Origin of the sequence: Granulicella aggregans (assembly GCF_014203275.1) — a bacterium.
In the GTDB taxonomy this organism is placed as follows: Bacteria; Acidobacteriota; Terriglobia; order Terriglobales; family Acidobacteriaceae; genus Edaphobacter.
Map to the genome: position 1 here is coordinate 399,652 of NZ_JACHIP010000004.1, position 25,275 is coordinate 424,926.

Here is a 25,275-nt window from a genome sequence, read left to right on the forward strand (position 1 = left end):
CGGTAAGGGAGAGAATCGATGGAAGGCAGCTCGGCGCCGATGGAAACGCGGCACAAACCTCTTTGGCGGCGGTGGTGGTTCATCATGATCACGGTAGTAGTTGTCGCCGGAGCGGTCACCGGTATCGCTTTCTGGGCGAAGTACAAATATCTCCGCGCGCACGCCGATCAGATGCTGCGCGACCGCATCGTCGCTTCGCTTTCCGCCCGGTTCAACAGCCCCGTCGAACTCGACTCCTTCCACCTCGACATCGGCCCCACGATTCACGCCACGGGTGCCGGCCTGCGTATCCTCTACCTCGCCGGTCCCACCAAGCCGGATGCCAACCCGAACAATCCCGCTCCCATGATCAGCGTGGACCACTTCGAGTTTGAGACCAACTTCAAGGCGCTGCTCGAACCCACCACGCGCATCGTTACTGTCCACGTCACCGGCCTCGATCTTCACGTCCCCCCGCACGGCATGGGCCATATACCGCGCCACCTCGACAATCCCAACCCTAAGAAGCAGCCGAAGATCAGCCTCGTCTTCGACAAGATCATCTGCGAGAACTCCCGCCTCGTCATCGAGACCACCAAGCCGGGCAAGCTCCCGCTCGTCTTCAATCTCGCGAACATCACCCTCACCGATGTTGGCGCCAGCAAGCCTCTGCTCTACGACGCCGTCCTCACCAACGCCCGTCCCGTTGGCCAGATCCACTCAACCGGCCACTTCGGGCCGTGGCAGGCGGACGATCCGCGTGACACCCCCATCGACGGCGATTACTCCTTCACCAACGCCGATCTCGGCCCGTTCAAGGGCATCGCCGGCATCCTCTCTTCTACGGGCAAGTTCAAGGGCAAGCTCGATCACATCAACGTTGAAGGCGTGACCGATGTCCCGGACTTCCGTCTCGACATCAGCGACCACCCGGTCCCGCTGCACACGGAGTTCACCGCGATCGTCAACGGGACGACAGGCGACACGACGCTGACCCGCGTCGATGCGCGGCTCCAGAAGTCCGTCTTCCACTGCTCAGGATCGGTGATGCGGGTCGGAGTTCCAGAGACCGGCGTCACCGGCCACGACATCGAACTCGATGTGGTCATGAACAAGGGCCGCATGGAGGATGTGCTCACCCTCGCGACCAAGACTGCGCCGCCAGTCCTTGAAGGCTTTCTCTCGCTCCACCAGAAGCTCAGCATCCCGCCGGGCAAGGAGACGGTTGCCAAGCGCATGAAGCTCGCCGGAACCTTCAGCGTCGATCAGGCGTCCTTCGGCAACCCATCCATGCAACTCAAGATCAACGAGATGAGCATGCGCGCCCAGGGCAATCCGAAGGCAGCCAATGCGCAGGATGCCACTCCTGTAGCCTCCAGCGTCAGCGGCGAGTTCGCCCAGGCCAACGGGACGATGCACTTCTCGACGCTCGACTACACCATCCCCGGTGCGGTCATTCGCTTGGAGGGGACGTACACGCTGCCCGGAAACAGCTTTGACTTCCAGGGCGTCGTTCGCACGGATGCCACCGCCTCGCACATGACCACAGGATGGAAGAGCATGCTGCTCAAGGCGGTCGATCCGCTGCTGAAGAAGAACGGCGCTGGTCTAGAGATTCCCATCACGATCAAGGGCACCAAAGCCGATCCGCACTTCGGCATCGACATGAAGAAGATGTTCTAGTCGCCATCCTCAGTATGTAAATTTTGTGAGCATCTGGCCATTTTGTCGCTGCGCGGCGACAACGGGTGGGCTACTTTAGAATTGGCGTGGCACCGCAGCGAGCGCCAGTCACTCACACTCGACTCACACGGAGCTCTTATGCGTCGTTCGATTGCCGCCATCGTCTTCGTCCTCTTCGCCCTTGTGCCCGCCAAGAGCTGGGCGTGGGGTTGCACCGGCCACCAGGTTGTCGCCTACATCGCGGCGCAGAACCTGAACCCGGCCGCGACGGCGAAGGTCGCCGACCTCCTCTCCGATGTCACCTACGGCGACTTCAAGCGCTTCTGTGCAGTCACAAAGCTGGGCAGTATGGAGTTCTATGCCACATGGCCCGATGACTCGCGCACCGACGCGAACGCGGGCTGGCACTTCTGGGACGTCCCGCTTGCGGACAAGACCGCCGCCATGCCCAAGTTCTGCGACGGTGCCGGCTGCGTTGTCTCCGCCTTGAAGACGCAGGTCGCCATCCTGCAGGACACCAGCGCCGACCGCGTCGCGCGACAGCAGGCCCTCATGTTCGTCATTCACTTTATGGGCGATGAGCATCAGCCGTTGCACGTCGTCGACAATGGTGACCGAGGCGGCAACTGCGTGCCGGTCAGCTTCGACCTCCCCGGCTTCACCCGCACCACCTCGCAGGGCAAAGATAAAGAGGGCAATCCCAATGGCAGCTACAGCCCGAACCTGCATTCGATCTGGGACAGCAGCATCATCGAGACCATGACCGGCGTCGAGAACGCAACAAATCGCGACATGCTCACCAAGGCCTTCGCCGACTCCATCGCCAGCAGCTACAAGTCGACCATCAAGACCGCGAAGTCGAAGCATGTGAACTTCGACACCGACTTCGAAACCTGGGCGATTGCGTCACACAAGCTGGCTGGTCCGAAGGCTTACAAGAAGTTGGCAGCGGCGATCCCGGTCGACCCCCATCCCGCGATGCTTACTTCGTGCCTCGGAGTCTCATCGAACTTCGCGCCTCTCAACGAAGTAGCTGGCGCAACCTACATCGCCAGCGAGAAGCCAGTCATCCGCCGCCAGCTTGCTCTCGCGGGCGGTCGCCTCGCGGCGGTGCTGAATACCGTCTGGCCAGCCACGAACTAGTACCTATCTTCTTTCAGGCGGTACGCAAGATGCGCGAATCCGAATCGCCAACCCGCCGAGGCCTGTGGAAACGGGACGCAGGCTCGGCTGCATCTAGGATCGGAGGATCACGTCTCTTCAGGACTACCCCATGAATCTTCCCCGCGCTGCTTTAATTCCCCTGACGCTGTTGTTTGCGATGACCTCTCCAGCTCTGCTACCCGCGCAGACACCCACTCCAAACTGCAGCAGTTGCGCCAAGTGGAACACGCCGCAGGAGCCTTTTCGCATCTACGGCAATACGTATTACGTCGGTCCGCACGGCATCAGCTCGATCCTTATTACCTCGCCAAAAGGGCACATCCTCATCGATGGGGCCATCTCCGAGTCCGCTCCGCAGATCGCCGCCCACATTCGCTCGCTGGGCTTCCGGGTAGAAGACGTGAAGTTCATCCTCAGCACGCACATCCACTTCGACCACGCAGGCGGCATCGCTGAGCTTCAGCGCATGACCGGCGCGACCGTGATGGCCAGCCCCTCCAGCGCCACGGTCCTTTCGACAGGCAGGAACGATCCTGCCGACCCGCAGTTTGAGATCCTTCTGCCGCTCGATAAGGTCGCCAACGTGAAGGTGCTCACCCCAGGCGAGACCGTCCATGTCGGCCCGCTTGCTCTGACTTCGCATCCCACGCCCGGCCATACCCCTGGCGGAACAAGCTGGACGTGGACCTCCTGCGAGGGCAGTGTTTGTCACAGCTTGGTCTATGCAGACAGTGTCAGCGCCGTCTCCTCCGACAACTACAAGTTCACCCACAACCCTACCAACCCCCACGCGATTCAGGACTTCGAGAAGAGCTTCGCTTTCCTCGAAACCGTTCCCTGCGATGTCCTGCTCACGGCTCATCCGGAGGTGGCGGACCTCTGGGACAAGTTGGAGAAGCGCAAGGCCGGCGTGACGCCCGACCCCATGGTCAATCCCGGGCAGTGCAGGGAGCTGGCGCAGAATGCAAGACATCAGCTCGACCTTCGCATCGCGAAGGAGAACGGCAAGTAGCCCACCAACTCCTGCTCCTTAGCTAGGGGATCAGGTAGAACGGATTCGGAAGCTTCACCGAGTGTTCCGCCTGGGGCTCTCCTTGGAGGTCGCTTAGCTGGTCACCGACATTCAGTACGATCCGATAACCCTGCGCAACGATCTTTGCCCGTTCACCAGACTTGAACTCGATCGTCGTCTGCGACTTCGGATGGTCAGCGGGCCGCAGGTACAGCTCCTGCCAGTGATCGAAGCCTTCGGCCTTCAGGTTTGCCGCTGTGTCGGCGCGCTGGCCCTCGGGGCGACCGGTGATGAAAAATACAGCCACTCCCGCCTTCGTCGCCTCGTGAAACAGCCGCAGCGTCGAGGGAATCGCCGGGCTGCAATGCAGCGCGATGCACCAGTCCGAATCGTTGTGGATGTATCCGAAGTCATCATGGAGTTCGACGGTCCAGTTCGAGAGCGAGGTCTCGTCGATATCCAGCACCAGTGCCAGCTTGTCCTTCGGCTGTGCCGCTGCGACGCTCTGTTTCAGAAACCGGCTCGCCAGTTCGGCCTGCCGTTCCATCTGCGGGACGTAGCAATCCGGCTCCGTGCAGGCATGGTATTGGATCAGCCGCGCCTTCATGGCACCAAGGTTCGCCGGCTCGCCCGCAACCGGGGCGACCGCCTGTTGTCCTTCACTCAGCCCGCAACAAAGAAGAAGCGCCAGAAGAATTCGTCGCATAATCTTCACTCCACCAGGTAAATTCTCAGAAAGCCTAACACCTTCAGAGTCTGTGCCTTCGCAGCAAACGTCATGTCCCGGTACGGTCTTCGCCGCCTCCGTCTGGTATCTTCGGGGTGGGAGATCGATGCCGGTACAGCCACAACTCTTCCCCGAGCAGGAGCCCCAGGCGGCCCCGTCCACAATCACTGCGCCTCCGCCGCGGGCAGAGTCTTCGACCGGCGCTCCCGTCTGGCTGCAGCGTATGTCGCTGTTTGTACTGGTCTTATTCTGCGTCTATCTGGGCGTGCTGGTGATGGTGCTGCCGTGGTGGCCGCGCATGTGGGACCAGAACATGTTCATCGACGCCCGCCCCCAGCTTGCCAGCATCCTGCACAACGGCGCGATTCGCGGCCTTATCTCCGGCCTGGGCGCGCTCGATATCTGGATTGGCATCTCCGAGGCGATCCACTACCGCGAGTCGCGTGGCTAAGGCGAAAGCCACCCATTAGGATTGGCAGATATGTCGCGACCAAAGCCTGACCCCATCGACCGAGCTCCTCTCGCCTACGAGAACAGCGAGTTCATCAACTCGCCCGACGGCCGCATTTTCCGCATGATGGCCGAATACTCAGAGCCCATGGCGCGCTTTCGCCGCCAGCGCATCGAGGACACCGTCGTCTTCTTCGGATCGGCCCGCTTCCGGGCTCTCGACGAGGCAAGCGAGGCCCTGCAACTTCTTGAAAACACTGGCTCGGCCACTCCCGCACCGCCGTCCGAGCAGCCCGCCAGCCCCGACGAAGTCGAAAGCGGCGAAGCCAGTGACGTGAAGCTGATGCTTGCCGAATCCGCTGTCGAGATGGCCCGTTACTACGAGGACGCCCGCAAACTCGCCAACCTGCTCACCACCTGGTCGAAGACACTCCCTGGTCGGCGGCACCGTTTCGTCGTCACCAGCGGCGGAGGTCCCGGCATCATGGAGGCCGCCAATCGCGGAGCCTACGAGGCTGGCGGCAAGAGCATCGGCCTCAACATCAAGCTTCCCTTCGAGCAGCTACCGAACCCCTACATCACGCCAGAGCTGAACTTCGAGTTCCACTACTTCTTCATGCGTAAGTACTGGTTCGCCTACTTGGCCAAGGCGCTGGTCGTCTTTCCCGGCGGCTTCGGCACGCTGGACGAGATGTTCGAGCTGCTGACCCTCTCGCAGACTCACAAGCTGGCGAAGAAGATCACTATCCTCATCTATGGCCCGGACTACTGGAAGAATGTCATCAACCTGAACCTGCTGGCGGAAAAAGGTGCGATCGCCATGAAGGACCGCGACCTCTTTCAGTACGTCGACACACCGGAGGAGGCCTTTGAACTCCTCAAGGCCGGCCTCATCGAACATCATCTCGACGCCGGCCACAGCGAAGCCATCCCCGAGACCCCTGAGCGCTCCGTGCAGGAGATTCTCGGACCGGACATCGCCAAGACACGCTAGCGGTAAATGTTGCAGGTGCCCTATTTGGTTCCGTTCACCGGATTTTGAAGCACCGTTCTCAGTGCAGTCACGTTCGCTTCACATCTCTTCCGGATACTGAATGCGTAGATTCTCAAACGGTTGCACTTTGGGGGCGGCGCATGGGCAATACCAGCATCTCTTATCTCTGGCGGGAACCGAAGGCAGCCGAGGGCTTCAAGACAGGCGTATCGCTCCACAGCCACACCAATCAGTCCAAGGAGACGCTGGACTTCATCGCGGAGATGAGCCAGGACTGGCCGTGGCTCATGCCCATCATGCGCTGGGCGGAGGACCGCTCCGCCGAGAAGACCGGCATCCGTCCCCAATACACGAAAAGCTACTGGACTCCGCCACTGACCCCGAAGCTAGCCTTCGACCTCGAAGAGCAGCAGATCCAGAATCTGCTTCAGCTTCCGGGGCTTGTTTCGCTCTCCGACCACGACGACATCAACGCGCCCATGCTTCTGCGCTCGCTCAACTCCGCGCGGCACATTCCCGTCTCGCTCGAGTGGACCGTCCCCTTCGGCCCGACCGCCTTTCATCTCGGAGTACACAATCTGCCCAGCGCGACTGGAACCGCCTGGCAGGAGCGCCTCGCCGAGTTCACCGCCCTGCCGATCGCCGGACGCGACCCTAAGCTGCTCACCCAGATCCTCGCCGAACTCGACGAGATCCCCGGCGTCCTCACCATCTTCAACCACCCGCTGTGGGACCTTTACCGCGTCGGCGGCGACAAACATGGCGTCTCGGTCAACGAGTTTCTCGCCATCAACGGCCAGTACATCCATGCGCTCGAACTCAACGGCCTGCGCACCTGGAAGGAAAACGCTGCCGTCACCGTGCTCGCGGGCAAGTGGAACCAGATCACGATCTCGGGCGGCGACCGTCATGGCATCGAGCCCAACGCCAACGTGAACCTGACCAACGCCACCAGCTTCACGGAGTTCGTCCACGAAGTTCGCCGCGAGCGCATCAGCCACACCCTCTTTATGCCGCAGTATCGCGAGCCCTGGAAGCACCGCATTTTGCAAGGAACGCTCGACGCGATCCGCGACTACCCGCACTTTCCCGAAGGCATGCGGACGTGGGATGAGCGCGTCTTTCATCCAGATTCCAACGGCATCGTCCGTCCGCTCTCCACCCTTTGGAAGGACAACGTCGTGCCCCGGGTGGTTACGGGAGCGATGAATGTCGTGCGCATGATGGAGGCGCGTCCGGTCGCGCGCGGCCTGAAGATGGCCTGGAGCGACGCCGGAGAGATGCGCGCCGCCCTTGCCGAACTCGACGCATAGGCGTTACTTCTTCACAGTGCTTTCAAGCGGCGCAAGGTAGTCTTAGGCGATGCCCGTGCCTCGCGTAGCCTACTTTCCCGACTCGTTCCACGAGGTCAACGGCGTCGCGCATACCAGCCGCAACTTCGAGGCGTATGCGATGCGCGGGAACCTTCCGTTCCTTTGCGTTCGGGCAGGGGACCGCGACCAGTCGGTTGTACAGACCGGCGAGGTACGCTCGCTCGAACTGATGCGCAGCCGCACTTCCATCCGGCTCGAAAAAGACCTCGAGTTCGATGCCATCTTCTGGCGGCACCACGACGCGATCGAGTGGCAGCTCAAACTCTTCAAGCCCGACATCATTCACGTCACCGGCCCCAGCGAGCTAGGCATCTTCGGTGCGATTTTTGCGTGGAAGATGGGTCTCCCTCTCGCTGCCTCCTGGCACACAAACGTTCACGAGTACCTCGCTAAACGCATGCGTGGTCTGACCGGCCTCTTGCCGGCCGAACGCATTCCCGGCGCGGAGCGCGGCATCGAGAGCGCCACGCTCGCGGCCACCGCGAACTTCTATCGTCTTGCCAAGGTGCTCTTCGCGCCCAACGTCGAACTCTGCGCCATGCTCGAGAAGGCCACCGGCAAGCCCTGCCACTTGATGCAGCGCGGTGTGGACACCAGCCTCTTCACTCCTGCAAAGCGCCGCCGCGCGCCGGAAGACCGAAACCTCACCCTCGGCTACGTCGGTAGGCTCTCGATCGAAAAGAACATCGCTCTTCTGGTTCGCGTCGCCGAGCAGTTGAGGGCGATGCAGATCGAGGTACGCTTCCTGATTGTTGGCCAGGGCGGAGATGAAGCTCTTCTGCGCGAACAGCTTCCCGAGGCTGAGTTCGCCGGGGTACTTCGCGGCGAGGCCCTGGCCGAGGCCTACGCCGACATGGACATCTTCCTCTTCCCCTCGCACACGGACACCTTCGGAAACGTCGTCCTCGAAGCACTCGCCAGTGGCGTCCCCGCAGTCGTCACGCCTGGCGGAGGCCCAAAGTACATCGTCACCAACGAACTCACCGGATTCGTGGAGAAGGACGAGGACTTTGCCGCGTCCGTAGCCACACTGGCGACCGATCGGGATCGGTTGAGCAGGATGCGCCTCGCCGCCCGCGAGTACGCTCTCGGCTGTAGCTGGGACGCCGTCTTCGGACGGGTCTACGACGCCTACCAAACCGTCCTGAATCAGTAGCGCAGCTCGCCGACATAGACGCCGAACGCTGGCAGGACGACGGGATTGAGATCCATCGACACCTTCTGCGTATCCGGATTCAGCACCGAACGCAAGAAACTGCCGCGCAGATGCAGATTGGCCAGGTCCGTCTTGAGCGGAAGGCTCAGAGGATTTGCCGACAGGTTGCAAACCACCACCAACGGAGGATTCGTCAGGCTGGGGTTAGCTGTCTTTCGCACCCACACCAGCGCGTTGGCACCGTCGTAGTTCAGCAGCACCTCATCGCCATCCCGCACCGAACTTCTGCCGTGATGCAGCTGGATCAGCTGGCGATAGAAGCTGAGCACGGAGCTTGGGCTGAGTTCCTGCCCCGCTGCTGTCGCGGGATCGGGCGGCGCAGGCTTGGCGGCCTTTACCGGCTTCACCGGCGCAACGTAGGGTACATAGTGCTCAGAGGCAACAAACGATGGTGAAGGAGCCGCCGGAGGTGGAACCGGTGCCGGAGTCGCGGCTTCGACCGCTGGTTCGGTCTCTGCAACGGGGGGCTTGCCCCACGGCATCATCGCCATCCCCGAATCAACCGCAAGTTCCTGGCCCGCGTAGATAACCGGCACCGAGCGATTCAGCAGAAGGACTGCGGCGATCATCTTCGCCGCATCACGCTCCGCCGACGGGGACGCAAAGCGGCCTGCACTTCGCGGAAGTCCCTGGGCATCGGTTGCGATGGCTGGGGAGCCGGTATGCACGAGCGACTGACTTCCTTCGAGCGCGGTTCTTAGTCCCGCGGCCGCATTTGCTGAAGGAGCCGCTGGGAGTTTCAGCAGGGCTGGATCGAGCTGGAGTTCGTTGGCTGCGGCCCTTCCGGCGTTACCGGAGAGATCCCCGTCCGTGATGAGGATGCGCTGGCCGACAAAGCTTGGCAGCAGCTTGCGGATAGCCGCCACGGCAGGGGATCCGGCATCGCCGGGAAGATAGAATCCGGCGACCCCGCGCGTCAGCCAGTAGCGGGCCAGCGCCGGGTCCGGGTGCGAGAGCGTCAGCAGAATGCGAAGGTTTCGCCTGCTCGCCTGGAGTGAAAGCTCGTCAAAGTCATCGACCGTACCCAGAGCAGGCTCGATCGGAGATGTGCCAGTAGCACCCGTAGACGGAGCGAGGTCCTCCAGCAGGATCGCGTCGACGCCCAGGTTGTGGATGTAGTCTAGCCTTTCCGCGATCCCCTTCAGCGTGCCCGGAGTGCCTTCAGGATCACCTGCGGCGCCGGCGAAGGTTCGCGTGTCGACTCTATACAGCACGGCATGTTTGAACCACGTCTGGGCTGTCATACCCGAACCCACCCACCCAGGCCTTGCGAGGGTCTGGGCGTAGGTTCGTGCGGGCAACGAGAAGGCGAGCAGCATCGCAATGCAGGCGATGGTCCGAGTCGAGAGCTTCAGCACAGGTTTGTTCATGGGAAGGGCAGAGGGCGCTCGCCGGCTGATCCTTCGCAGCACGGTGAGGCTACTGGCTAAGTGTACAGAACGGAGAGCAGCGAGCGGGTTCGCGAGTTCCATCGAATCCTATGCAACTACGGGCCAGTAGCCCATAATGTGAGGATGCTCAGGCCCTGTTTTCTGGTTGTAGATCGGGAGTTTTCAAGCGGCATCTCCAGCCGCAAGCTTGTGATCGAAACCGCAAAGTTCAATGTCATCACGGCCTATAGTGCGGCAGAAGCGCTTGAGACGCTTGCGGCCTATCCGGCCGTGAATGGAGCAGTCGTCGATGAACATGTGGATGGCATTGACTGTCCGGATCTCGTCTCGAAGCTAAAGCAGATCAAGCCAGGTCTTGCGGTGATCGCAGTCGGTGCCCACGGCAGTTGCGGACCCGCGGACTACCACGTCGAATCGTTCAGCCCCGCAAGCCTCCTGGAAGTCCTTCAGAGGCTGCAGCCCGTAGCGACCGCCACCATCGAGCGAACGAATGAAGCTCTGAGCGAATCGGAGACAAAGCACTCCTAGATCCAGAGGGCTCCTGTAAAGCCTCTTTATTCAGCAACGGCTACTTCTTCCTGGTAGTCCATTTCGACGACAGATCCCCCTTCGATTTAGCACGATCTTTGTCGTGTTGGGGGGGGGGTGCCACGGCGGCTCTAGGGATTGGCCTCATTCGGAAACTTCGCTTAACAGGCGTTCTAATGTCCGCAGTTCCGGCAGACAAGGATTCCTGGCATATTAGCGCCTTGGGTGGCTGAAACGTGGAGATTGCCGAGAACAACGACTTCTAGGTCGTTTGGACTTACGGATTGCTGCCGACCACACGCCAACGATGGTGGCCATCATAAAATGACCGTCATGCTCCCCCTCGAAGAACTCGGAATCGTAACTTCACGCTCAGGCATTCTGCTGCTCATCGACACTGGCTATTTGAGGTTGTGGTCGCATGACAGAGTCCCCGAAATGCCGGACGGCGTTCTCTCGGATGATGGAGCAACCGCGACGGCCAACACGTTCGTCGATCTCCGAATCGTCGGCGCGGACGCCGAACGTGTAGGTCAGTTGCTTGGCATGTCTTGGAACCCCTTTTACGTGTATGACCAGCCACCCACGAACTTGGAACTGCGAAACAAGTTGGATAGCTTCGTTAGAGAGCAAAAGCTGGATGCTCGTTTTGAAGTTGTGAACCCGCGTATTTCGCACCGCCAACGGGTTGACCTTGCCATCAAGCAGGGCAAGGGCGCTGGGGAAATCCAGTTTCACGGCGTATGGGCTGCGGCTGTGAGCGGAGTTCCGACGGCGACGCCGCTCCGGGTTGTGGGTGAACGCGGTGATGAGCAAAATCCGGACAGGTGGCGACGAGTGATCGTTGAGTGCCAGCCGGGCAAGCGGTACGTTCAGTCACACGAGGTTGGTCTTGTCGGCGTTGACTATGCCCGCATTCTGATCGCAGATGTGGACGTGCTAGGGGGCTGGAAGCACGAAGAGTCGCTCGATGGAATGGCTGACTTTCTGTTCTGGGGGCGGGATGCCGAGCGAATCGCGGCGACCCTCCATGCTCCGCGTGTTGGAAGCAGGGAGTTCGGATGGGTTGATCTTCCAACTGAGACAGCTACGGGGAAGGGGATTGCAGTTCAGGAATATCGGGACAAACATTCTCTCAAGATCGCTGTTGATTACCGTCCTCACTCCCACCACTGGCAAGTAATGCGGCCAATTAGAGAAAGCAGTCCCACAGAATCGAGCACAACGGAAATAGATGGGGAGAAGGTGTGCAACTTCATGACAACGTGGGGTGATGGACTGTTTCAGGTGTATCGGGACATAGACGGTTCCGGTCAGCTCGTTCAGATTCGGATCGAGATGGAAACATTGCCCGGTGCATCGCCAAGTTGAAACCAACCCAGGTCAAAACGTGAAACGGCAAGTATCTGATCCGCGTTGTGCCCTGGAAACGGGATTATAGGAAGCGACGACCACGCAGTCCAACCTCAGAGCCCCTCCGCTTCCCCAATTGACAAATCTGTAACCGAACCCGAAGATTGGGGTACCACCTGTTACCTCAAAAGAGTCCCGGTCCACCTGCCATGACGCGGGAGCTTCGGTGTCTTTTCACTCTCTTGATAGCATGCGGCCTTCCTTTTAAAAAATCTTAGAGGTGTGAACCATGGCATTGGCTCGGGGCATTTCACGGCGCGATTTTCTTATGCGTGTTGGGCAGGCTGGCGGATACGGCGCTGCGTTTACGACGATGCAATCGCTGGGATTGCTGCCGATGAAGGGCGTGCTGGCGGAGCCCATCCATGCCGCTCCGGGTGTTGGTAAGGGAACGAAGGTGGTCGTTCTCGGAGCAGGCATCGGAGGCCTCGTCTCCGCCTACGAACTCCGCAAACTTGGCTACGACGTCACCGTTCTCGAGGCCCGCGAGCGTCCCGGCGGACGCAACTGGACCGGCCGCAAGGGCACCAAGGTGGAGTTCACCGATGGCACTGTGCAGGAGATCAAGTGGGAGGAAGGCAACTACCAGAATCTCGGCCCAGCGCGCCTTCCGAGCACCCACTGGACCATGCTCGGCTACGCCCGCGAGCTTAACGTGCCGATGGAAGTCGAGATCAACACCACTCGCTCCTCGCTACTGCAGAACGACAAGGCGAACGGCGGCGTGCCGGTGGTGCAGCGCAAAGCGGTAAACGACACCCGCGGCCACGTCTCCGAACTGCTGGCGAAGTGTATCAACCAGGGAGCGCTGGACGCCGAGATCACCAAGGAAGATCGCGAGCGGATGGTCGCATTTCTGGGTGTCTATGGGCCGCTCGACAAGTCAGGCAAATATGCCGGCTCGGAGCGCGCTGGGTATAAGGTGTACCCGGGAGCGGGCGACCAGGAACCCGTGAACGAAACCCCCATGGACATGCACGTTCTGCTCGACGAGAACTTCTGGAATGGCCTCCTCTACGAAGAGGCCAACGACTGGCAGGCGACGATGATGCAGCCGGTCGGCGGCATGGACCGGATTCCCTTCGCCTTCGCCAAGTCTCTCGGCGATATCGTCGAATACAGCTCGCCGGTGACCGAGATCCGCAAGACCAGCAAGGGCGTCGCGATCTCCTACACGCAGGGCGGAACGGCGAAGAAGCTTGAAGCCGCATATTGCATCTCCACCTTGCCCTTCTCGATCCTGAAGAAGACTCCGAACGATCTTTCTCCAGAGATGAAATCCGTGATCGACGGCAGCAAGATGGGCCACTCCCTGAAGGTCGCCTGGGAATCGCGGCGCTTCTGGGAGCAGGACTACAACATCTACGGCGGCCTCTCCTTCGTCGCGCAGGGTCCAAGCCCGGTCTGGTACCCGAGCGGACGTCTCATGCACCCCACCGGCATCGTGGTCGCCGGATACATGGACGAGTCGCAGGTAGCCGGCTTCTCCGACATGACCATGGAGCAGAAGTTCGCAGCCTCCCGCGCGACCATCGAAAAACTCCACCCCGGCCATGGCAAGGAACTGACGAACCCAATCTACTGCGGCTGGCGCATGGTGAAGTGGAACGAAGGCTCCTGGATCCAGACCTACGGCGGCGGCAAGCAGGGTTACGAGAAGGTGATCCAGGCCGACGGACCCATCTACTTTGCCGGCGACACCGCCAGCCACATCGTCGGCTGGCAGGAGGGCGCTGCTCTGAGTGCTCGCCGGGCCGTGGATATGATCAGCGACAAGGTGAAAGCGGCGCGGCTGGCAGGTTACGACGGAGCACTGCCGGCTTAGCAATAGATAGCGTTCAGGGATAGATTTATCGCATAATCGACAGATTATGAACGGCGTTGTGTTGAATCCGGCTGATACCGGCCTGGAGGTCATCGACCTTCAGGCCGATGCCGCGTTTGCGCGCCGCGCGTTGCATGCTCGTGACACCGCGCTGCAGATGGAAGGCATGAAGCGTCTGGCGAGTGCATTCGTTGAACGTCCCGCAACGATTCTGCAGGAGCTGGTGAAGGCGGCGGTAAGCCTCTGCGGAGCCGACAGCGCCGGGATCAGCATCGAGCGCGAGGACGGCTCGGAAGACGCCTTTTACGAGTGGGTAGCCACCGCCGGAGACTATGAAGGTTTTCTTGACGCGATCCTGCCGCGCAATCCCAGTGCCTGCGGCGTCTGCCTGGAGCGTGGACGGCCCCAGCTCTTTCGCGTCTCGAAGAAGTTTTTCGACATCCTCGGCGTCGTCGCTCCACTCGTCACCGACGGCATCCTCCTCCCCTGGCAGGTGGAGCAGACGCGTGGGACGATCTTCATCATGGCTCACGGCCGGGACGAAGCCTTCGACAGCGAAGATGTGCGCCTCATGCAGTTTCTGGCTGATTTTGCCGCCATGGGTGTGCGCCAGCAGCGGCAACAGAAGCTGCTGATGCAAAGAGAGCGCGCTACCGCCGCCGCAGCCATGGCGAATGACCTGGCCCACAAGATCAACAATCCCCTGCAGAGCCTGACGAATCTGTTGTATCTCGCGGCCGGCGGCGCGGGTGGCGGAGACGCGAAGGAACTGGCCCAGCAGGCGGCGACCGACCTCGACCGGCTCTCCGCCCTGGTAAAACGGCTGCTGGAATTGCCAAAGGCGTAACTCTCGATTCGAAGCGGTAGCTCTTCATTCGAAGTCGTAGCTCTTCATTCATTGACTTGTGAAAACATAAGACATGGCTGTCGCTACAAACGAAGCTGAGTCTGAGATAGGAAGCGCGTTTCGCTCACGCGACTTCCGGCTGTACCAGAGCGCGCGGCTCTTCGTGATCCTCGGGGCGGAGGCGCAGTCGGTTGCGGTCGCGTGGCAGGTCTATCAGATCACCCACTCGGCCCTCGACCTTGGCTATACCGGTCTCGCCCTCTTTCTTCCCGGCCTCTTCTTCATGCTGGCCGCGGGACACGTTGCCGATCGCTACGACCGCCGCAAGATCATCCTCATCTGCTACACCGTCCAGTTCGTCTGCACAGCCATGTTGCTGTGGTTTGCGCTCCACGGCATTCAACAGATCTGGCCGATTTACACCGTCCTTGTAGGGATTGGGCTTGGACGGGCCTTCAGCGGCCCCGCATCTTCGGCGATGGTGCCGAGCCTGGTGCCGAAAGACCACTTCGTCAACGCGATCACCTGGGGCGCGACCATCTATCAGATCGCCAACATGGCCGGCCCGGCGGTGGGCGGCCTGCTCTTCACACTGCCGCTGGTTGGATCGATGGCGAAGATGAACGGCGCGGCCATCGTCTACACCTTCACGCTGATGATGCTGGGCCTGTTCATCGTCCTCGTCTCGATGATCCGGACGCGGGTCGAGAAGACCGAGAAGAAGGCCTTCAGCCTGAACACGATGCTGGCCGGGATGCGCTACGTGTGGGAGACCAAGCTGCTGCTCGGCTCCATCTCGCTCGACCTCTTCGCCGTGATGCTGGGCGGCGCGGTGGCGCTGCTGCCGATCTATGCGACCGAGATCCTTCACGCCGGTCCGCAAGGCCTCGGCCTGCTCCGAGCGATGCCGTCGGTCGGCGCGCTGGTCGTCAGCCTGACCATGGTGTGGCGGCCCATCAAGCACCATGCCGGTAAAGTCATGCTGGGTTGCGTGGGAGTCTTTGGCGCGGCCACGGTCGTCTTTGGATTGTCGACGACCATGTGGATCAGCCTCATCGCTCTGGTGCTGGTCGGAGCAAGCGATATGGTCAGCGTCGTCATCCGCAGCAGCGTCCTTCAGCTTGCGACGCCGCCAGAGATGCGTGGCCGGGTCTCCGCGGTGAACTGGCTCTTCATCGGTGCATCCAACGAGTTTGGAGAGTTCGAAAGTGGTCTCACCGCGCACTGGTGGGGAGCGGTCCGGGCGGTGGTGATTGGCGGCATAGGGTCGCTCATCGTCACCGGCGCAGCTAGCGTTTTGTTCCCGGCATTGCGACGGGCAGATCAACTTACGGCGGAATCGCTGCGCAGCGCGGATCTGGAACTCAGCGTCGCCGAGCCAGAATAAGATCGTTGTACAACAGAGCTACGGGGGATGGATGGATACAGGGAAGAAGGCAGCGATTGGAGCGACGGTAGTGTTGATACTCGCCGTCGGCGCGCGCGTGGGCATGATCTACAAGAGCCGGCACGAAGAGGCCAAGCCGGTTGAAGTCGCCCAGGCGAAGATGGACCCTGACGACCTCGTCTTTTTCAAGCAGATGCGCCCCGACTCGATGAAGGACATCAAGGATCTGGTCGGCAAGACGATCTGGGTCTCCGCTGGCGGCCAGATGGACTACTTCAAATATGCGAACCACAAGGCGGACTACTCAAAGTCCGCAGGCATTCTGCTCGGTGCCGACCCGTTGATCGTGAAGGACGCCTTTGAGCAAGTCGCCCCCAAGTCCGCGACCTACCGCATCCCCGGTGGCGACCGCCAGGTACTGCTGGTGATCACTCTGCCAAAGTCTTCTGATCCAGCCGCCGAGTACGCCGTGCCTGTGGGCTATCGCGACGCCGGAACCTACACCTTTCTGACCGACCAGATCTTCTTCTACGACGACCCGCACACGCTCTACAAATGGCCAGCCGAAGACTGGGCCGCAGTAGACGCGCACAAGGTCATCCTGGGGATGAGCGAGCGCCAGGTTTCCCTGTCCCTCGGCCAGGTCAGCAAGAGCCAGAGCCAGGACGTCGGCAACCGCACGGTGAACTTCGACGATCAGGGACATCCCGTGGATGTGACGTTCGAGCACAACAAGGTCGTCTCGATCCACTGAGGTTGCTGACGTTTACTCGGTAGGATCGATCAGCTTCAGCCCACCCGGGTCTTGCACTTTGCCGAGCGGTATATCGTCCGCCATCAGAAAGACCTCGAGCGTCGGGTTCACATGAAGCTCGAAGGTATGCCCGCCGCGCGTCGAGCCGTCCGAGCGGCCCAGCACCGAGTGCGCATGGACAATAGGCTGTCCAAGATAATCGGCGATATCGCCCGTCATGGCGAGAACTTCGCTCTGCTCGTTCACCGGGATTGGCCTGTAGTTCTTCTGCGGAATATCGAACCACGCCAGCAGAGCGCTCTCGCAGGCGCCAATGGCGGTGAAGTGAGCGTCGCTGATGTGGTTCTGGCGCGCAAAGTCGGTCAAGCCGCTGATGACTTCATCCCCCTTGCTGAAGATGATGGCGTAGACGCGCTCGCCCGTGCCCGTATGCACCAGCTTGAACTTCATCCCCGGAGCCATGCCTTTTGCGACCGGACGAGAGGGAGAGATCATGCCGGGTGGAGGCTGCTGAGGGAGCGCAGGAGTGGCGATGCCAATCAGAAGAGCGAGGGATATGAGGCGCATGATAGCTCCTGTGTATCAGGATAGATGCGCGGCTGGGCTTACGGGAGGTCGAGATACTCGGAAGGCGTGAGAATGCGGGTCTCCAGATAGCTCCCAAGGCTGAGCAAGTCATTGTCCCCCGTCACCAGGACATCGGCGCGGGCGAGAGTGGCGCATTCAAGAAACATGTTGTCCTTGGGGTCGCGGCATACGTGGACATTGTGCTGTAACACGCAACGAATGGATCTCTTCATGGCCACGTCGAGCGCCTGCCGCACTCTTCGCGCCGGCCAGTGAAACTTTGTAATGAGAATACGGAATATCTCGGCTTCAAGATCGTCGGAGATTGCAATCGTGTCTCGCTCTGACGCGAGATCAAGGGCGCGCGATGGCGACCCACCGCGAAAGTGAAGGCCAGAGATCCAGACGTTCGTGTCGATGACAACGATCAAGACGCCTTAGCAGTCTCTCTCGCCGCCAATGCGGCGGCTTCTTCCGCACGGGCTTCCTTGATAAGCCGGGGAATGTCTTCTTCCGTGTACCCGTGCGGATTGCGGGTCGCGGCGTAGGCCCGAACATCCTCCAAGCTGCGGAAGTCATATTCCGACCAGTATTCCCGGAATGCCTCCGTGAAGATCTCGCTCAGCTCTCGTCCCTCGCGCTCGGCAAGACCCTCCGCCTTAGCGGCGAGGTCCGCCGGAAGCGTGACGGAAAAGGTCTTAGGCTCGGGCGAACTTGATGGAGTCGCACCTGCCGCGTCTGTCGCCGAGATGTTCGAAGGCGTCGCCATAGATAGAGGCTACTCCGGGAGAAAGCAGCTTACAACCAGCATCAGCCCGTATTTCGCAGCCCGGCGCTGATCCCATTGATTGTCGCCGTAATCGCCCGGTTCAGCGCTTCAGCCTCAGGCGCATTCGGATCGGCCTCAGGATTCGCCCCTTCAAACGCCCGCTTGCGACGAATCAGCTCCACCTGGATCAGCGACATCGGGTCGACATAAGGGTTGCGTAGCCGGATCGAGCGCTCCAGCACCGGGTTGCGTTCGAGCAGAGTCGTCTGCCCGGTGATCTCGAGAATCATCTTCCTCGTCAGCAGGAACTCCGCCTCCAGCGTCGAGAAGACCCGCTTCCGCAGCGCCTCATCCTCGACCAGCGAAGCGTAAAGTCGCGCGATGCCGAAGTCCGCCTTCGCCAGTGCGACCTCCACGTTGCGGACGACGTCGATGAAAAGCGGGAAGCTCGCCGTCATGCTCTGAAGCTGGGCGAGGCCGCCGGGGCGGCTAGCGAATCGCTCAAGAGCGTGTCCGACCCCAAACCACGCCGGAACCAGCTGTCGTGATTGCATCCATCCGAAGACCCACGGTATGGCCCGGAGGTCGGCAAAGGTCCGCTTGCCCGTGCGGCGCACAGGCCGTGATCCGATGCGGGCGTGTTCGAGCTCCGCCATCGGAGTGGCCTGTTCGAAGTAGGTGAAAGTCTCCGGGTTGTCGATGATCTCCGCACGGTAGAAGTTATACGAAGTCTCCGACAGCTCGTCGATGATCTTTTCCCACGCGGGAAGAAGCTCGCCAGTAAAGCGCGGCACATACGTTGCCGGATCGGCTGCGGCGACACCTTGCAGGATCGCGTCGGGACGCGCCAGCGCGTCGAGAGAGGCGGCGATCATCAGCTCCAGATTGCGCTCCGCAAGGACCACGTCGGAGTACTTCCAGTTCAGGACCTCGCCCTGCTCGGTGATGCGCAACTCGCCGTTGAAGCTGTCGATCGGCTGCGCGAAGATGGCGCGATGCGTCGGTCCACCGCCGCGGCCCACCGTGCCGCCGCGACCATGGAAGAGCCGCAGATTCACGCCGCACTCGCGAGCTACATCATGCAGCGCCCGGTGCGCCTTGAAGATCTCCCAGGTGCTGGCGATCATGCCGCCATCCTTGTTTGAGTCGGAGTAGCCCAGCATCACCTCCTGCCGGTGGCCCCAAGATTCCAGCAGCGGCTTGTAGGCTTCGCTCGTCCACAGCTGGCGACAGATTGCGGGCGCGTTTTGCAAGTCTTCAATGGACTCAAACAACGGAACTGGCATGAGCCCCGGGTCGCAGCCAGCCTCATCCGTAGCAGCCTCAACGCGCACGCCGCCCAGCCTCGCCAGCCAAAGCACGCGGAGCACATCTTCAGCCGACGTCGCGCCGCTGATGACGTACTGGCGAATCGCCTCCGGCGCATACTGTCGCTTCAGATCAGCGATGGTGCGAAAGGTGTCCAGCACCTCCTGCGTCTGCGCGGAGAGCGATGGCGGCAGCTCCAACGAATCTCCACCTTGCTTCCAGGCTGCAAGCTCTTCGATGGCCTTCGCATGTACCTTCGCATGCTGACGTATGTCGAGCGCCTGTAGATGCAGCCCGTACGTGCGGACCTCCATCAGCAGCGGATCGATCAGAAGCTCGCTCAGCCGCACGCCACGGTTCTCGACCAGCGACTCGCGGATCAGCGTCAGGTCGGCAAGCAGGTCGGCAGCCCGCGTATACGGCGCGAGCGCCGGTGGCCCTTGCGCGATCGTCAACTGCGCGCTCGATTGCGCCACGCCCCCCAGCCGCATCATAATGCAGGCCAGCAGCAGCCGCGTGCGTTCCATCGGGAAGCGCTCGGCCAGCGCGTTCTGGTTGGCCGTCCGCAGCTTGTCGAGATACTCCTCCAGCTTTGCGTTCAGCGCGTCAGAGACCGGCGCCTGCTGCGTCGAGCTGCCAAGCTGGTCGAAGACCGTCTGCATGCGGCGCAGGTAGTGGTGCATCAGCAGGTCATGCGACATCGCCAGCGCCTCGCGGGTCTGCGGCGGTGTGACGAACGGATTGCCATCGCGGTCGCCGCCTATCCACGATCCAAAGCGCACCAGGATGGGGAGTTCGGTGATCTCGGGCAGCAGATCATACTCGGCTGAGAGCGCGGAGGCGACCTCCTTGTACAGCACCGGAAGCGTGTCGAAGAGCGACGACTCATAGTAGTCGAGCGCCATGCGAATCTCATCGCGCACCGTGGGCCGTGCGCTGCGCACGTCGTCGGTCTGCCACAGCGCCGTGATCTCGGCCGTAAGGTCGCGTTCCAGGGCATCCATCTGCGCCGCAGGCAAAGGGACGCGGTCGAGCTGTTCGAGCAGATCCGAAATCCGTCGCCGCTTGAACATCACGGAGCGCCGCGCGACCTCCGTCGGGTGCGCCGTAAAGACCGGGTAGATGCACACCTTGTCCAGGAGGTCGAGGACCTTATCCGGCAAGATATCGGCTGCCTTCAGTTGGCGCAAGGTCCCACGCAGACTGCCGCGCTGGATCGTGTTCTCTCGCGAGCTCGTCTCATCGAGCTGGTTCGCCAGCCTCCGGCGTTTGCGGTGATTGGTCTCCGCAAGGTTGATCAGTTCGAAGTAGAGGCTGAAGGCGCGAGCCAGTTGATACGCCGTCAGCGGGTCATCGGCGTACTTGTGAACGCTGAACAGCGCCTGCTGCAGCTGGCTGCTGGCAGCGGCCTGGGAGTCGCCGGACTGCTCCGCTTCCCGGCGCCCAATAGCTGTGCGGCGAAGCTCTTCCACCGCGTCGAAGAGCGCCGGGCCGGACTGCTCGCGCAGCACATCGCCTAGCAACATTCCCAGCGAGCGGACATCGCGCCGCAGAGGAGCTTCTTTCAGTTCACCTTTGGCAGCCTGCAGTTCGGCAAGGCGCTGGGGCCAGTCAGTCGGGGTCCACAAAGACATGCAATGATTATCACCCGTCGCGGCAGCTCGGCGATGACCGGCAGTCAACCCTTCTTGCGCCGCGCAAACTTGATCGCCGACCAGTTGCCGTCAATGGAGCAGATCTTGTAGTCCACAAGGCCAGAAGCGAGGCCAATTTTGCGCACGTCGTTCTCATTGAGCTCGCGCTGCTGCTTCGGAGCGCCCTTGGGATAGACCACCCACGCGGAGGCGCCTTCCGGAAGGTTGTAGGTCAGAAGGTCGAAGAGGCCGGGAAGGTCACCCAGCGAGCGGACAAAGCAGATGGCGAGGTGGGTGTTCGCGCCGATGCGAGTCGTGAACGAGACCGTCTCCGGAAGGTCGCCGAGCAGAGCAGGGAACTCGTCGGGCGCAGCCAGCAGTGCGATCTGCTTCGGCTTCGGTTTTGATTTGTCTGAGACGGAGAGGATGCCGAGCTTCTGAGGAAGCGATGCCGTGTAGGTGCGTTGGGCCGGGACGATGGGTGGCCTGGTAGCCGGAGATCTAAGTAGCGCGCCAAGAGCCTTCGCCGCGTCAGGCCACGTGGTGTAGGGAATGTCGGGAAGTTCAGACCGGAGGCGAGCGAACTTGTCGGGCAGCGAGCCATCGGCATCCGGCGAAAGCTTCCCGGCGAAGAGGATGGGGATGTGCCGCGCCAATTTGCTTGCACGGAGCATGAGAGCAATCTCGCGCGAGTTGGAGGGGAGTTTGTCGAGATCGAGCACGAGGGCGGCTGGATTAAGGTTCGCCATCTCGCCGACCACGGCGGAGGTGCGAACCAACGGCGCAGAGTCCACGGTGGCACCGGGTTGCTTGAGCAGGGCAGCATGGCCCGATACGTCGGGATGGAAGGAGATCAGCTTGACGGTCTTCATCGGCGCCTCCATCCGCATCTGCTTTTAGAAGAACCGGCCCAGTGTAAATACAAACTTCCGGTGTCCACCATCCCCGATCGCCGGTGCCAGCGTGACGATCCCCAGCGGTGTCTCCGCGACGATGCCAAAGAGGACATTCTGCCGCGTGATCGTCGGCGTATGCGGAGCGTACATCTGCCCAGCTTCGTACGAAAGCCCGAGGTAGATGCTCTGCCCCAGCGGCGGTGGCAGCGTTGCGATGCGGCGTAGGAACGACGGCTGGAGCAGGTAGTAGTCCGTCCCGCGATACTCATCGATGGCGCTGGCCGAAAGCTTCAACGGCCCGCCCAGCGTAAACCGAAACGGCTCCGCGACATTCCTGTTAAAGAGGGTCCCCGCCTGCCCGCCCATCACGAAGAGGTTCTTCCCCACCTGGTGAGCATAGGTATTGTTGGTCGTGATCTCCGGAGCGTTCTCGCTCTCGGTAGCGTTGTAGAGATACCCCACGCGCGTGACCGAGTGCAGACCGAACTGCGGCACCAGTGCCCGGTCTTCATTGTCGTAGATGTACTGCGCTCGCACGCGCTGCATCGACCCCGAGATGTCCGGCCGCCCGTCCGTGCCAACGACACTCTCCCAGCGAATTCCTGCCATCTCCCATCCCAGGCGGAACTCGCGGCTGCCCTTGTTGCTCCATCCAATGTCGACCCCGCCTCCGCCGTTCTCCAGTTGGCGCTCAGCGATACGACGCTGGTTCTGGTAGATGTAGAACGGCTCACGCAACAGGTCGATGCGTGGTGCGGCGAAGAGCCTCCCACTGTGCGAGGTTCCGAAGGCAGGCAGCGCCCGGTAGTACTCGCTGTTCAACTCGGTCAGGAAGCCCGCCTTAATATGCGTGCGCAGCTCAGAGCCATATCCGCCCAGGTCCTGGTCGAGCAGGATACCTTCCAGCGTTGCTCGCGTGACGCCGCCGGTTTGCGCTTCGACGTTCGCGCCCACCAGCAGAAACGGCGGCCCCATCTTCTTGTCCGCCACTGTGACCAGGATGCTCGGCTGCGTCTCCGATGCGGGGTCGTAGCTCACGCTATAGTCCGCGTCATAGCGCCCGTCGCCGCGAACTTCGTCCAGCAGTCCATCGATCTTGGTGGTGTTGACTGGCTGCCCGATCAGCGGCTGAAAGCTGCGCTCCACGGCGCGGGTCAGGTCTTTGTTCGGTGACTTCACCCGAACCCGCAGAATGGTTCCCGCCGGTCCTCGCCGTCGAGCTTGACGTTCGGCCACGTAGTCGGCCCACTGGTCGTCCGGCAGAGTGTACTTCAGTAGCGCCGCCTTCTGCGCCTCAGCGGCGGCGTATCCCCGCTTCGCCAAGTCAATCGTCTTCAGATAATCCGCCGCTCCGAAGCCCGAGATATCCGGTGTCATCACAACGTCGGCCAGCTTGCGCGAGCGTGCCTCGCTGTCTTCGATCGCGACGGAAAAACTGCGCTGCAGCACGCCGACGATGGAGTCGAGGTCCCCCTTGCCGACGGGCGAGAGCGGGAGACTGACCGCCAGCACCACATCGGCCTTCATGGTGTGAATCGTCTGGGTGGGAAGATTCTCGAGCACACCGCCGTCGACGTACTCATGGCCATTCATCGCAAAGGGCCGATAGATCCCCGGCAGCGATACTGACGCCCGCACCGCGTCGGGAAGCGAGCCCCGCGCAAACGTCACCGTCTTGGCGTCGTTGAGGTCGGTGGCCAGGCAGCGCAGCGGGATAGGCATTGAGTTGAAGTCGGTCTGGTCGGAGTAGCGCAGGAACTGTCGATCCAGGAAGGCGTTCAGCCCTTGATCAGTCAGCAGCGAGTTACGGAAGGAGACGCCGTGTCGCAATCCAATCGTCAGCGCATTGGGCAGGTCGCGGCTGTCCTCGCGGCGACGGAAACTGCGGCTCTGGAAGGAAGACTGGAAGCGGAAGACAGAGTTAAAGACTCCATCGTCCATTACGCGCTTCAAATCGTCGATAGTCTTTCCGGAAGAGTAGAGGGCACCCACCATGCAGCCCATGCTGGTTCCAGCAATCATGTCGACGGGGATGTGGTGCTCTTCGAACCACTCGAGCGCGCCGATCTCGCTCATCGCTGGAGCTCCGCCGCCTCCCAGAGCAAGCCCGATCGATGGCCGGCCAACTGGCTTTACAGGGGGAAGGGCAGCAGCGGTGGATGGCGGAGAAGAAACGCCACCCGCAGCCGCTTTGGTCGAACCCCCCTGCGCAGCCGGTCCCGCCTGCCGAGATGAAGGGTTCGCTGGCGTATCGTGCTTTTCACCGGTCGCAGACGCAGCCGAACTAGCCGAACTGGGAGTGGGCTGTGCTGTAACAGGAGTCGGCGCGTTTTGTCCTTGAGCGCACGCGAACGATGCCCAGGTACATGCGAAGAAAATCAGGTACTGGCAACCTGTCAGCCATCGAGCCGGTGCAGGCGAGAGAAAAGAACCCATCCTCAGACGTTAGAGAATCTTGATGGACTCTGCCAGTGCCTGCCCATCCAGGTCGATCCCGCCCAGCTCTCTACATCAGCACTGCGACCCTCTCTAGGGTCTCCTGCATCCGCTGCAGAGGCCCAAATAAGACCTCATGACCAGTTACTGCTTTTGAGGCTTCGTCAAGGGATACGCCGTATCCGCGAATCGTGAGAAAGCTACTTATCAGCTCCGCAGACTGCCGGGAGTCCAGTCCCGCCTGCAACAATTCTTCTCGGAGTTCGGACAGCTCTGTAGTGGGGAACTTTTCAATGGTGATCGAAGCGGGGAGATGTGCCATATGGGTCGCCTCTGGGAAGAATATTTTGTGTTCGCCTGTTCCGGCTATAGGTGTACGAGCGTTTAGTCGGGTTCGGATTGCAGCTCTGGTAGAGGGATTTTGACGGGTTGGAAGTTTCATGTGCTGAACTTGCCAAAGATGGAAAAGCTTCGATAGACGCAGCCCCCTTTACCGGCGACGAGGCCCGTAACGTACTTATTGGAGTGCATATCGGGAGAATCGCCTCCCCTCTTGAGAAGCGGGAAGCATTCATCGCGATCGAAGAGCAATTTCGTAACGCTCAACCCTCAGTGTGATGCGGTATCGTCCGTTGGGGATGGGTCTGGGGTTGCCGGAGGGTTGAGAGACGCCCTCCCCGGTATAAGAACCGGAAGGTCGTCCAAGACGGGATAGCAGCGTCCGCACTGCAGGCAGGTGATCCGTTGGTGAGGCGGGAGATCTGTGACCGCAAGCGATCCCCGGCAGACCGGACAGCGAAGCAGGCCGGTCAGATGCTGATCAAGCGACCGAAGTCGCGACTCCTGCCTGCCGATGGATGCGGTCATCCCGTTATTGTAGAACCCGCTCTGAAGTGCTCGACCCTGTCGCGATACCATACAC

The 25,275-nt window shown here is 61.2% G+C and carries 23 protein-coding genes; 13 read left to right on the forward strand and 10 right to left on the reverse strand.

Features of this window, described 5'->3' with window-relative positions:
* The first annotated feature begins 18 nt into the window (after positions 1 to 18).
* From HDF16_RS15415 to bla, 3 genes are all read left to right on the forward strand, one after another.
* Positions 19 to 1,662, forward strand: a complete 1,644-nt coding sequence (locus HDF16_RS15415; RefSeq protein WP_221312784.1) for an AsmA-like C-terminal region-containing protein — start codon at positions 19 to 21, stop codon at positions 1,660 to 1,662.
* A gap of 138 nt (positions 1,663 to 1,800) precedes the next feature.
* A complete protein-coding gene (locus HDF16_RS15420) occupies positions 1,801 to 2,805 on the forward strand; it encodes a S1/P1 nuclease (RefSeq protein ID WP_184218140.1) in 1,005 nt (334 codons plus the stop codon).
* Positions 2,806 to 2,935: 130 nt separating this feature from the next.
* Positions 2,936 to 3,838: a subclass B3 metallo-beta-lactamase gene (bla, locus tag HDF16_RS15425; RefSeq protein ID WP_184218142.1), complete on the forward strand. Its 903-nt coding sequence runs from the start codon at positions 2,936 to 2,938 to the stop codon at positions 3,836 to 3,838.
* A 22-nt stretch (positions 3,839 to 3,860) separates the two neighbouring features.
* Here bla and HDF16_RS15430 read toward each other — a convergent pair whose 3' ends face one another.
* On the reverse strand, positions 3,861 to 4,544 hold the full coding sequence (locus tag HDF16_RS15430) for an HAD family acid phosphatase (RefSeq protein WP_184218144.1): 684 nt from the start codon (positions 4,542 to 4,544) through the stop codon (positions 3,861 to 3,863).
* A gap of 127 nt (positions 4,545 to 4,671) precedes the next feature.
* Between HDF16_RS15430 and HDF16_RS15435 the strand changes: the two genes are divergently transcribed.
* The 4 genes from HDF16_RS15435 (at position 4,672) to HDF16_RS15450 (ending at position 8,538) form a co-directional block, all read left to right on the forward strand.
* Positions 4,672 to 5,016 (forward strand): hypothetical protein, encoded by a 345-nt coding sequence (locus HDF16_RS15435; protein ID WP_184218146.1) that lies wholly within the window; start codon positions 4,672 to 4,674, stop codon positions 5,014 to 5,016.
* A 30-nt stretch (positions 5,017 to 5,046) separates the two neighbouring features.
* Positions 5,047 to 6,009: a TIGR00730 family Rossman fold protein gene (locus HDF16_RS15440; RefSeq protein ID WP_184218148.1), complete on the forward strand. Its 963-nt coding sequence runs from the start codon at positions 5,047 to 5,049 to the stop codon at positions 6,007 to 6,009.
* Between the two features lie 140 nt (positions 6,010 to 6,149).
* Entirely contained in the window at positions 6,150 to 7,322 is a 1,173-nt protein-coding gene (locus HDF16_RS15445) for a hypothetical protein (protein ID WP_184218150.1), read from the forward strand.
* Between the two features lie 49 nt (positions 7,323 to 7,371).
* A complete protein-coding gene (locus HDF16_RS15450) occupies positions 7,372 to 8,538 on the forward strand; it encodes a glycosyltransferase (RefSeq protein ID WP_184218152.1) in 1,167 nt (388 codons plus the stop codon).
* On the opposite strand, the gene HDF16_RS15455 is transcribed toward HDF16_RS15450, so the two are convergent.
* A complete protein-coding gene (locus HDF16_RS15455) occupies positions 8,532 to 10,070 on the reverse strand; it encodes an alpha-amylase family protein (protein WP_221312785.1) in 1,539 nt (512 codons plus the stop codon). The genes HDF16_RS15450 and HDF16_RS15455 overlap by 7 nt on opposite strands.
* Positions 10,071 to 10,112: 42 nt before the next feature.
* Between HDF16_RS15455 and HDF16_RS15460 the strand changes: the two genes are divergently transcribed.
* The 6 genes from HDF16_RS15460 to HDF16_RS15485 all read left to right on the forward strand — a co-directional run bounded on the left by HDF16_RS15460 (position 10,113) and on the right by HDF16_RS15485 (position 16,743).
* Positions 10,113 to 10,517: a response regulator gene (locus HDF16_RS15460; RefSeq protein ID WP_184218156.1), complete on the forward strand. Its 405-nt coding sequence runs from the start codon at positions 10,113 to 10,115 to the stop codon at positions 10,515 to 10,517.
* Between the two features lie 324 nt (positions 10,518 to 10,841).
* A complete protein-coding gene (locus HDF16_RS15465) occupies positions 10,842 to 11,888 on the forward strand; it encodes a hypothetical protein (protein ID WP_221312786.1) in 1,047 nt (348 codons plus the stop codon).
* A gap of 271 nt (positions 11,889 to 12,159) precedes the next feature.
* Positions 12,160 to 13,755 (forward strand): flavin monoamine oxidase family protein, encoded by a 1,596-nt coding sequence (locus tag HDF16_RS15470; RefSeq protein WP_184218158.1) that lies wholly within the window; start codon positions 12,160 to 12,162, stop codon positions 13,753 to 13,755.
* Positions 13,756 to 13,801: 46 nt separating this feature from the next.
* The gene (locus tag HDF16_RS15475; protein WP_184218159.1) at positions 13,802 to 14,602 is read left to right on the forward strand and encodes a GAF domain-containing protein; all 801 of its coding nucleotides are present in this window, start codon (positions 13,802 to 13,804) and stop codon (positions 14,600 to 14,602) included.
* Positions 14,603 to 14,675: 73 nt separating this feature from the next.
* A complete protein-coding gene (locus HDF16_RS15480) occupies positions 14,676 to 15,989 on the forward strand; it encodes an MFS transporter (RefSeq protein WP_184218160.1) in 1,314 nt (437 codons plus the stop codon).
* 31 nt (positions 15,990 to 16,020) lie between these two features.
* Positions 16,021 to 16,743 carry a hypothetical protein gene (locus HDF16_RS15485; protein ID WP_184218161.1) on the forward strand — a complete coding sequence of 241 codons (723 nt, stop codon included), beginning with the start codon at positions 16,021 to 16,023 and terminating at the stop codon, positions 16,741 to 16,743.
* A gap of 12 nt (positions 16,744 to 16,755) precedes the next feature.
* Here the strand turns inward: HDF16_RS15485 and HDF16_RS15490 are convergent, their stop codons facing one another.
* The 8 genes from HDF16_RS15490 to HDF16_RS31865 all read right to left on the reverse strand — a co-directional run bounded on the left by HDF16_RS15490 (position 16,756) and on the right by HDF16_RS31865 (position 25,271).
* A complete protein-coding gene (locus tag HDF16_RS15490; protein WP_246409147.1) occupies positions 16,756 to 17,310 on the reverse strand; it encodes a PPC domain-containing DNA-binding protein in 555 nt (184 codons plus the stop codon).
* A gap of 38 nt (positions 17,311 to 17,348) precedes the next feature.
* Complete coding sequence (locus tag HDF16_RS15495; protein ID WP_184218162.1) at positions 17,349 to 17,741, reverse strand: putative toxin-antitoxin system toxin component, PIN family; 393 nt, start codon at positions 17,739 to 17,741, stop codon at positions 17,349 to 17,351.
* On the reverse strand, positions 17,738 to 18,079 hold the full coding sequence (locus HDF16_RS15500) for a hypothetical protein (RefSeq protein ID WP_184218163.1): 342 nt from the start codon (positions 18,077 to 18,079) through the stop codon (positions 17,738 to 17,740). The genes HDF16_RS15495 and HDF16_RS15500 overlap by 4 nt, the downstream gene beginning before the upstream one ends.
* Positions 18,080 to 18,120: 41 nt before the next feature.
* Complete coding sequence (locus tag HDF16_RS15505) at positions 18,121 to 21,021, reverse strand: phosphoenolpyruvate carboxylase (RefSeq protein ID WP_184218164.1); 2,901 nt, start codon at positions 21,019 to 21,021, stop codon at positions 18,121 to 18,123.
* A gap of 44 nt (positions 21,022 to 21,065) precedes the next feature.
* The gene (locus HDF16_RS15510; RefSeq protein ID WP_184218165.1) at positions 21,066 to 21,893 is read right to left on the reverse strand and encodes a hypothetical protein; all 828 of its coding nucleotides are present in this window, start codon (positions 21,891 to 21,893) and stop codon (positions 21,066 to 21,068) included.
* A 24-nt stretch (positions 21,894 to 21,917) separates the two neighbouring features.
* Positions 21,918 to 24,353 (reverse strand): patatin-like phospholipase family protein, encoded by a 2,436-nt coding sequence (locus HDF16_RS15515; protein ID WP_184218167.1) that lies wholly within the window; start codon positions 24,351 to 24,353, stop codon positions 21,918 to 21,920.
* A 70-nt stretch (positions 24,354 to 24,423) separates the two neighbouring features.
* Positions 24,424 to 24,675, reverse strand: a complete 252-nt coding sequence (locus tag HDF16_RS15520; protein ID WP_184218169.1) for a hypothetical protein — start codon at positions 24,673 to 24,675, stop codon at positions 24,424 to 24,426.
* A 287-nt stretch (positions 24,676 to 24,962) separates the two neighbouring features.
* Entirely contained in the window at positions 24,963 to 25,271 is a 309-nt protein-coding gene (locus tag HDF16_RS31865; protein WP_432432251.1) for a Trm112 family protein, read from the reverse strand.
* Positions 25,272 to 25,275: the final 4 nt, after the last annotated feature.

Coding starts and splice junctions, on each gene's coding strand:
- HDF16_RS15415 (WP_221312784.1), top strand. CDS start 19: ATGGAAGGCAGCTCGGCGCCGATGGAAACGCGGCACAAACCTCTTTGG.
- HDF16_RS15420 (WP_184218140.1), top strand. CDS start 1,801: ATGCGTCGTTCGATTGCCGCCATCGTCTTCGTCCTCTTCGCCCTTGTG.
- bla (WP_184218142.1), top strand. CDS start 2,936: ATGAATCTTCCCCGCGCTGCTTTAATTCCCCTGACGCTGTTGTTTGCG.
- HDF16_RS15430 (WP_184218144.1), bottom strand. CDS start 4,544: ATGCGACGAATTCTTCTGGCGCTTCTTCTTTGTTGCGGGCTGAGTGAA.
- HDF16_RS15435 (WP_184218146.1), top strand. CDS start 4,672: ATGCCGGTACAGCCACAACTCTTCCCCGAGCAGGAGCCCCAGGCGGCC.
- HDF16_RS15440 (WP_184218148.1), top strand. CDS start 5,047: ATGTCGCGACCAAAGCCTGACCCCATCGACCGAGCTCCTCTCGCCTAC.
- HDF16_RS15445 (WP_184218150.1), top strand. CDS start 6,150: ATGGGCAATACCAGCATCTCTTATCTCTGGCGGGAACCGAAGGCAGCC.
- HDF16_RS15450 (WP_184218152.1), top strand. CDS start 7,372: ATGCCCGTGCCTCGCGTAGCCTACTTTCCCGACTCGTTCCACGAGGTC.
- HDF16_RS15455 (WP_221312785.1), bottom strand. CDS start 10,070: ATGGAACTCGCGAACCCGCTCGCTGCTCTCCGTTCTGTACACTTAGCC.
- HDF16_RS15460 (WP_184218156.1), top strand. CDS start 10,113: ATGCTCAGGCCCTGTTTTCTGGTTGTAGATCGGGAGTTTTCAAGCGGC.
- HDF16_RS15465 (WP_221312786.1), top strand. CDS start 10,842: ATGACCGTCATGCTCCCCCTCGAAGAACTCGGAATCGTAACTTCACGC.
- HDF16_RS15470 (WP_184218158.1), top strand. CDS start 12,160: ATGGCATTGGCTCGGGGCATTTCACGGCGCGATTTTCTTATGCGTGTT.
- HDF16_RS15475 (WP_184218159.1), top strand. CDS start 13,802: ATGAACGGCGTTGTGTTGAATCCGGCTGATACCGGCCTGGAGGTCATC.
- HDF16_RS15480 (WP_184218160.1), top strand. CDS start 14,676: ATGGCTGTCGCTACAAACGAAGCTGAGTCTGAGATAGGAAGCGCGTTT.
- HDF16_RS15485 (WP_184218161.1), top strand. CDS start 16,021: ATGGATACAGGGAAGAAGGCAGCGATTGGAGCGACGGTAGTGTTGATA.
- HDF16_RS15490 (WP_246409147.1), bottom strand. CDS start 17,310: ATGCGCCTCATATCCCTCGCTCTTCTGATTGGCATCGCCACTCCTGCG.
- HDF16_RS15500 (WP_184218163.1), bottom strand. CDS start 18,079: ATGGCGACGCCTTCGAACATCTCGGCGACAGACGCGGCAGGTGCGACT.
- HDF16_RS15505 (WP_184218164.1), bottom strand. CDS start 21,021: ATGTCTTTGTGGACCCCGACTGACTGGCCCCAGCGCCTTGCCGAACTG.
- HDF16_RS15510 (WP_184218165.1), bottom strand. CDS start 21,893: ATGAAGACCGTCAAGCTGATCTCCTTCCATCCCGACGTATCGGGCCAT.
- HDF16_RS15515 (WP_184218167.1), bottom strand. CDS start 24,353: ATGGGTTCTTTTCTCTCGCCTGCACCGGCTCGATGGCTGACAGGTTGC.
- HDF16_RS15520 (WP_184218169.1), bottom strand. CDS start 24,675: ATGGCACATCTCCCCGCTTCGATCACCATTGAAAAGTTCCCCACTACA.
- HDF16_RS31865 (WP_432432251.1), bottom strand. CDS start 25,271: ATGGTATCGCGACAGGGTCGAGCACTTCAGAGCGGGTTCTACAATAAC.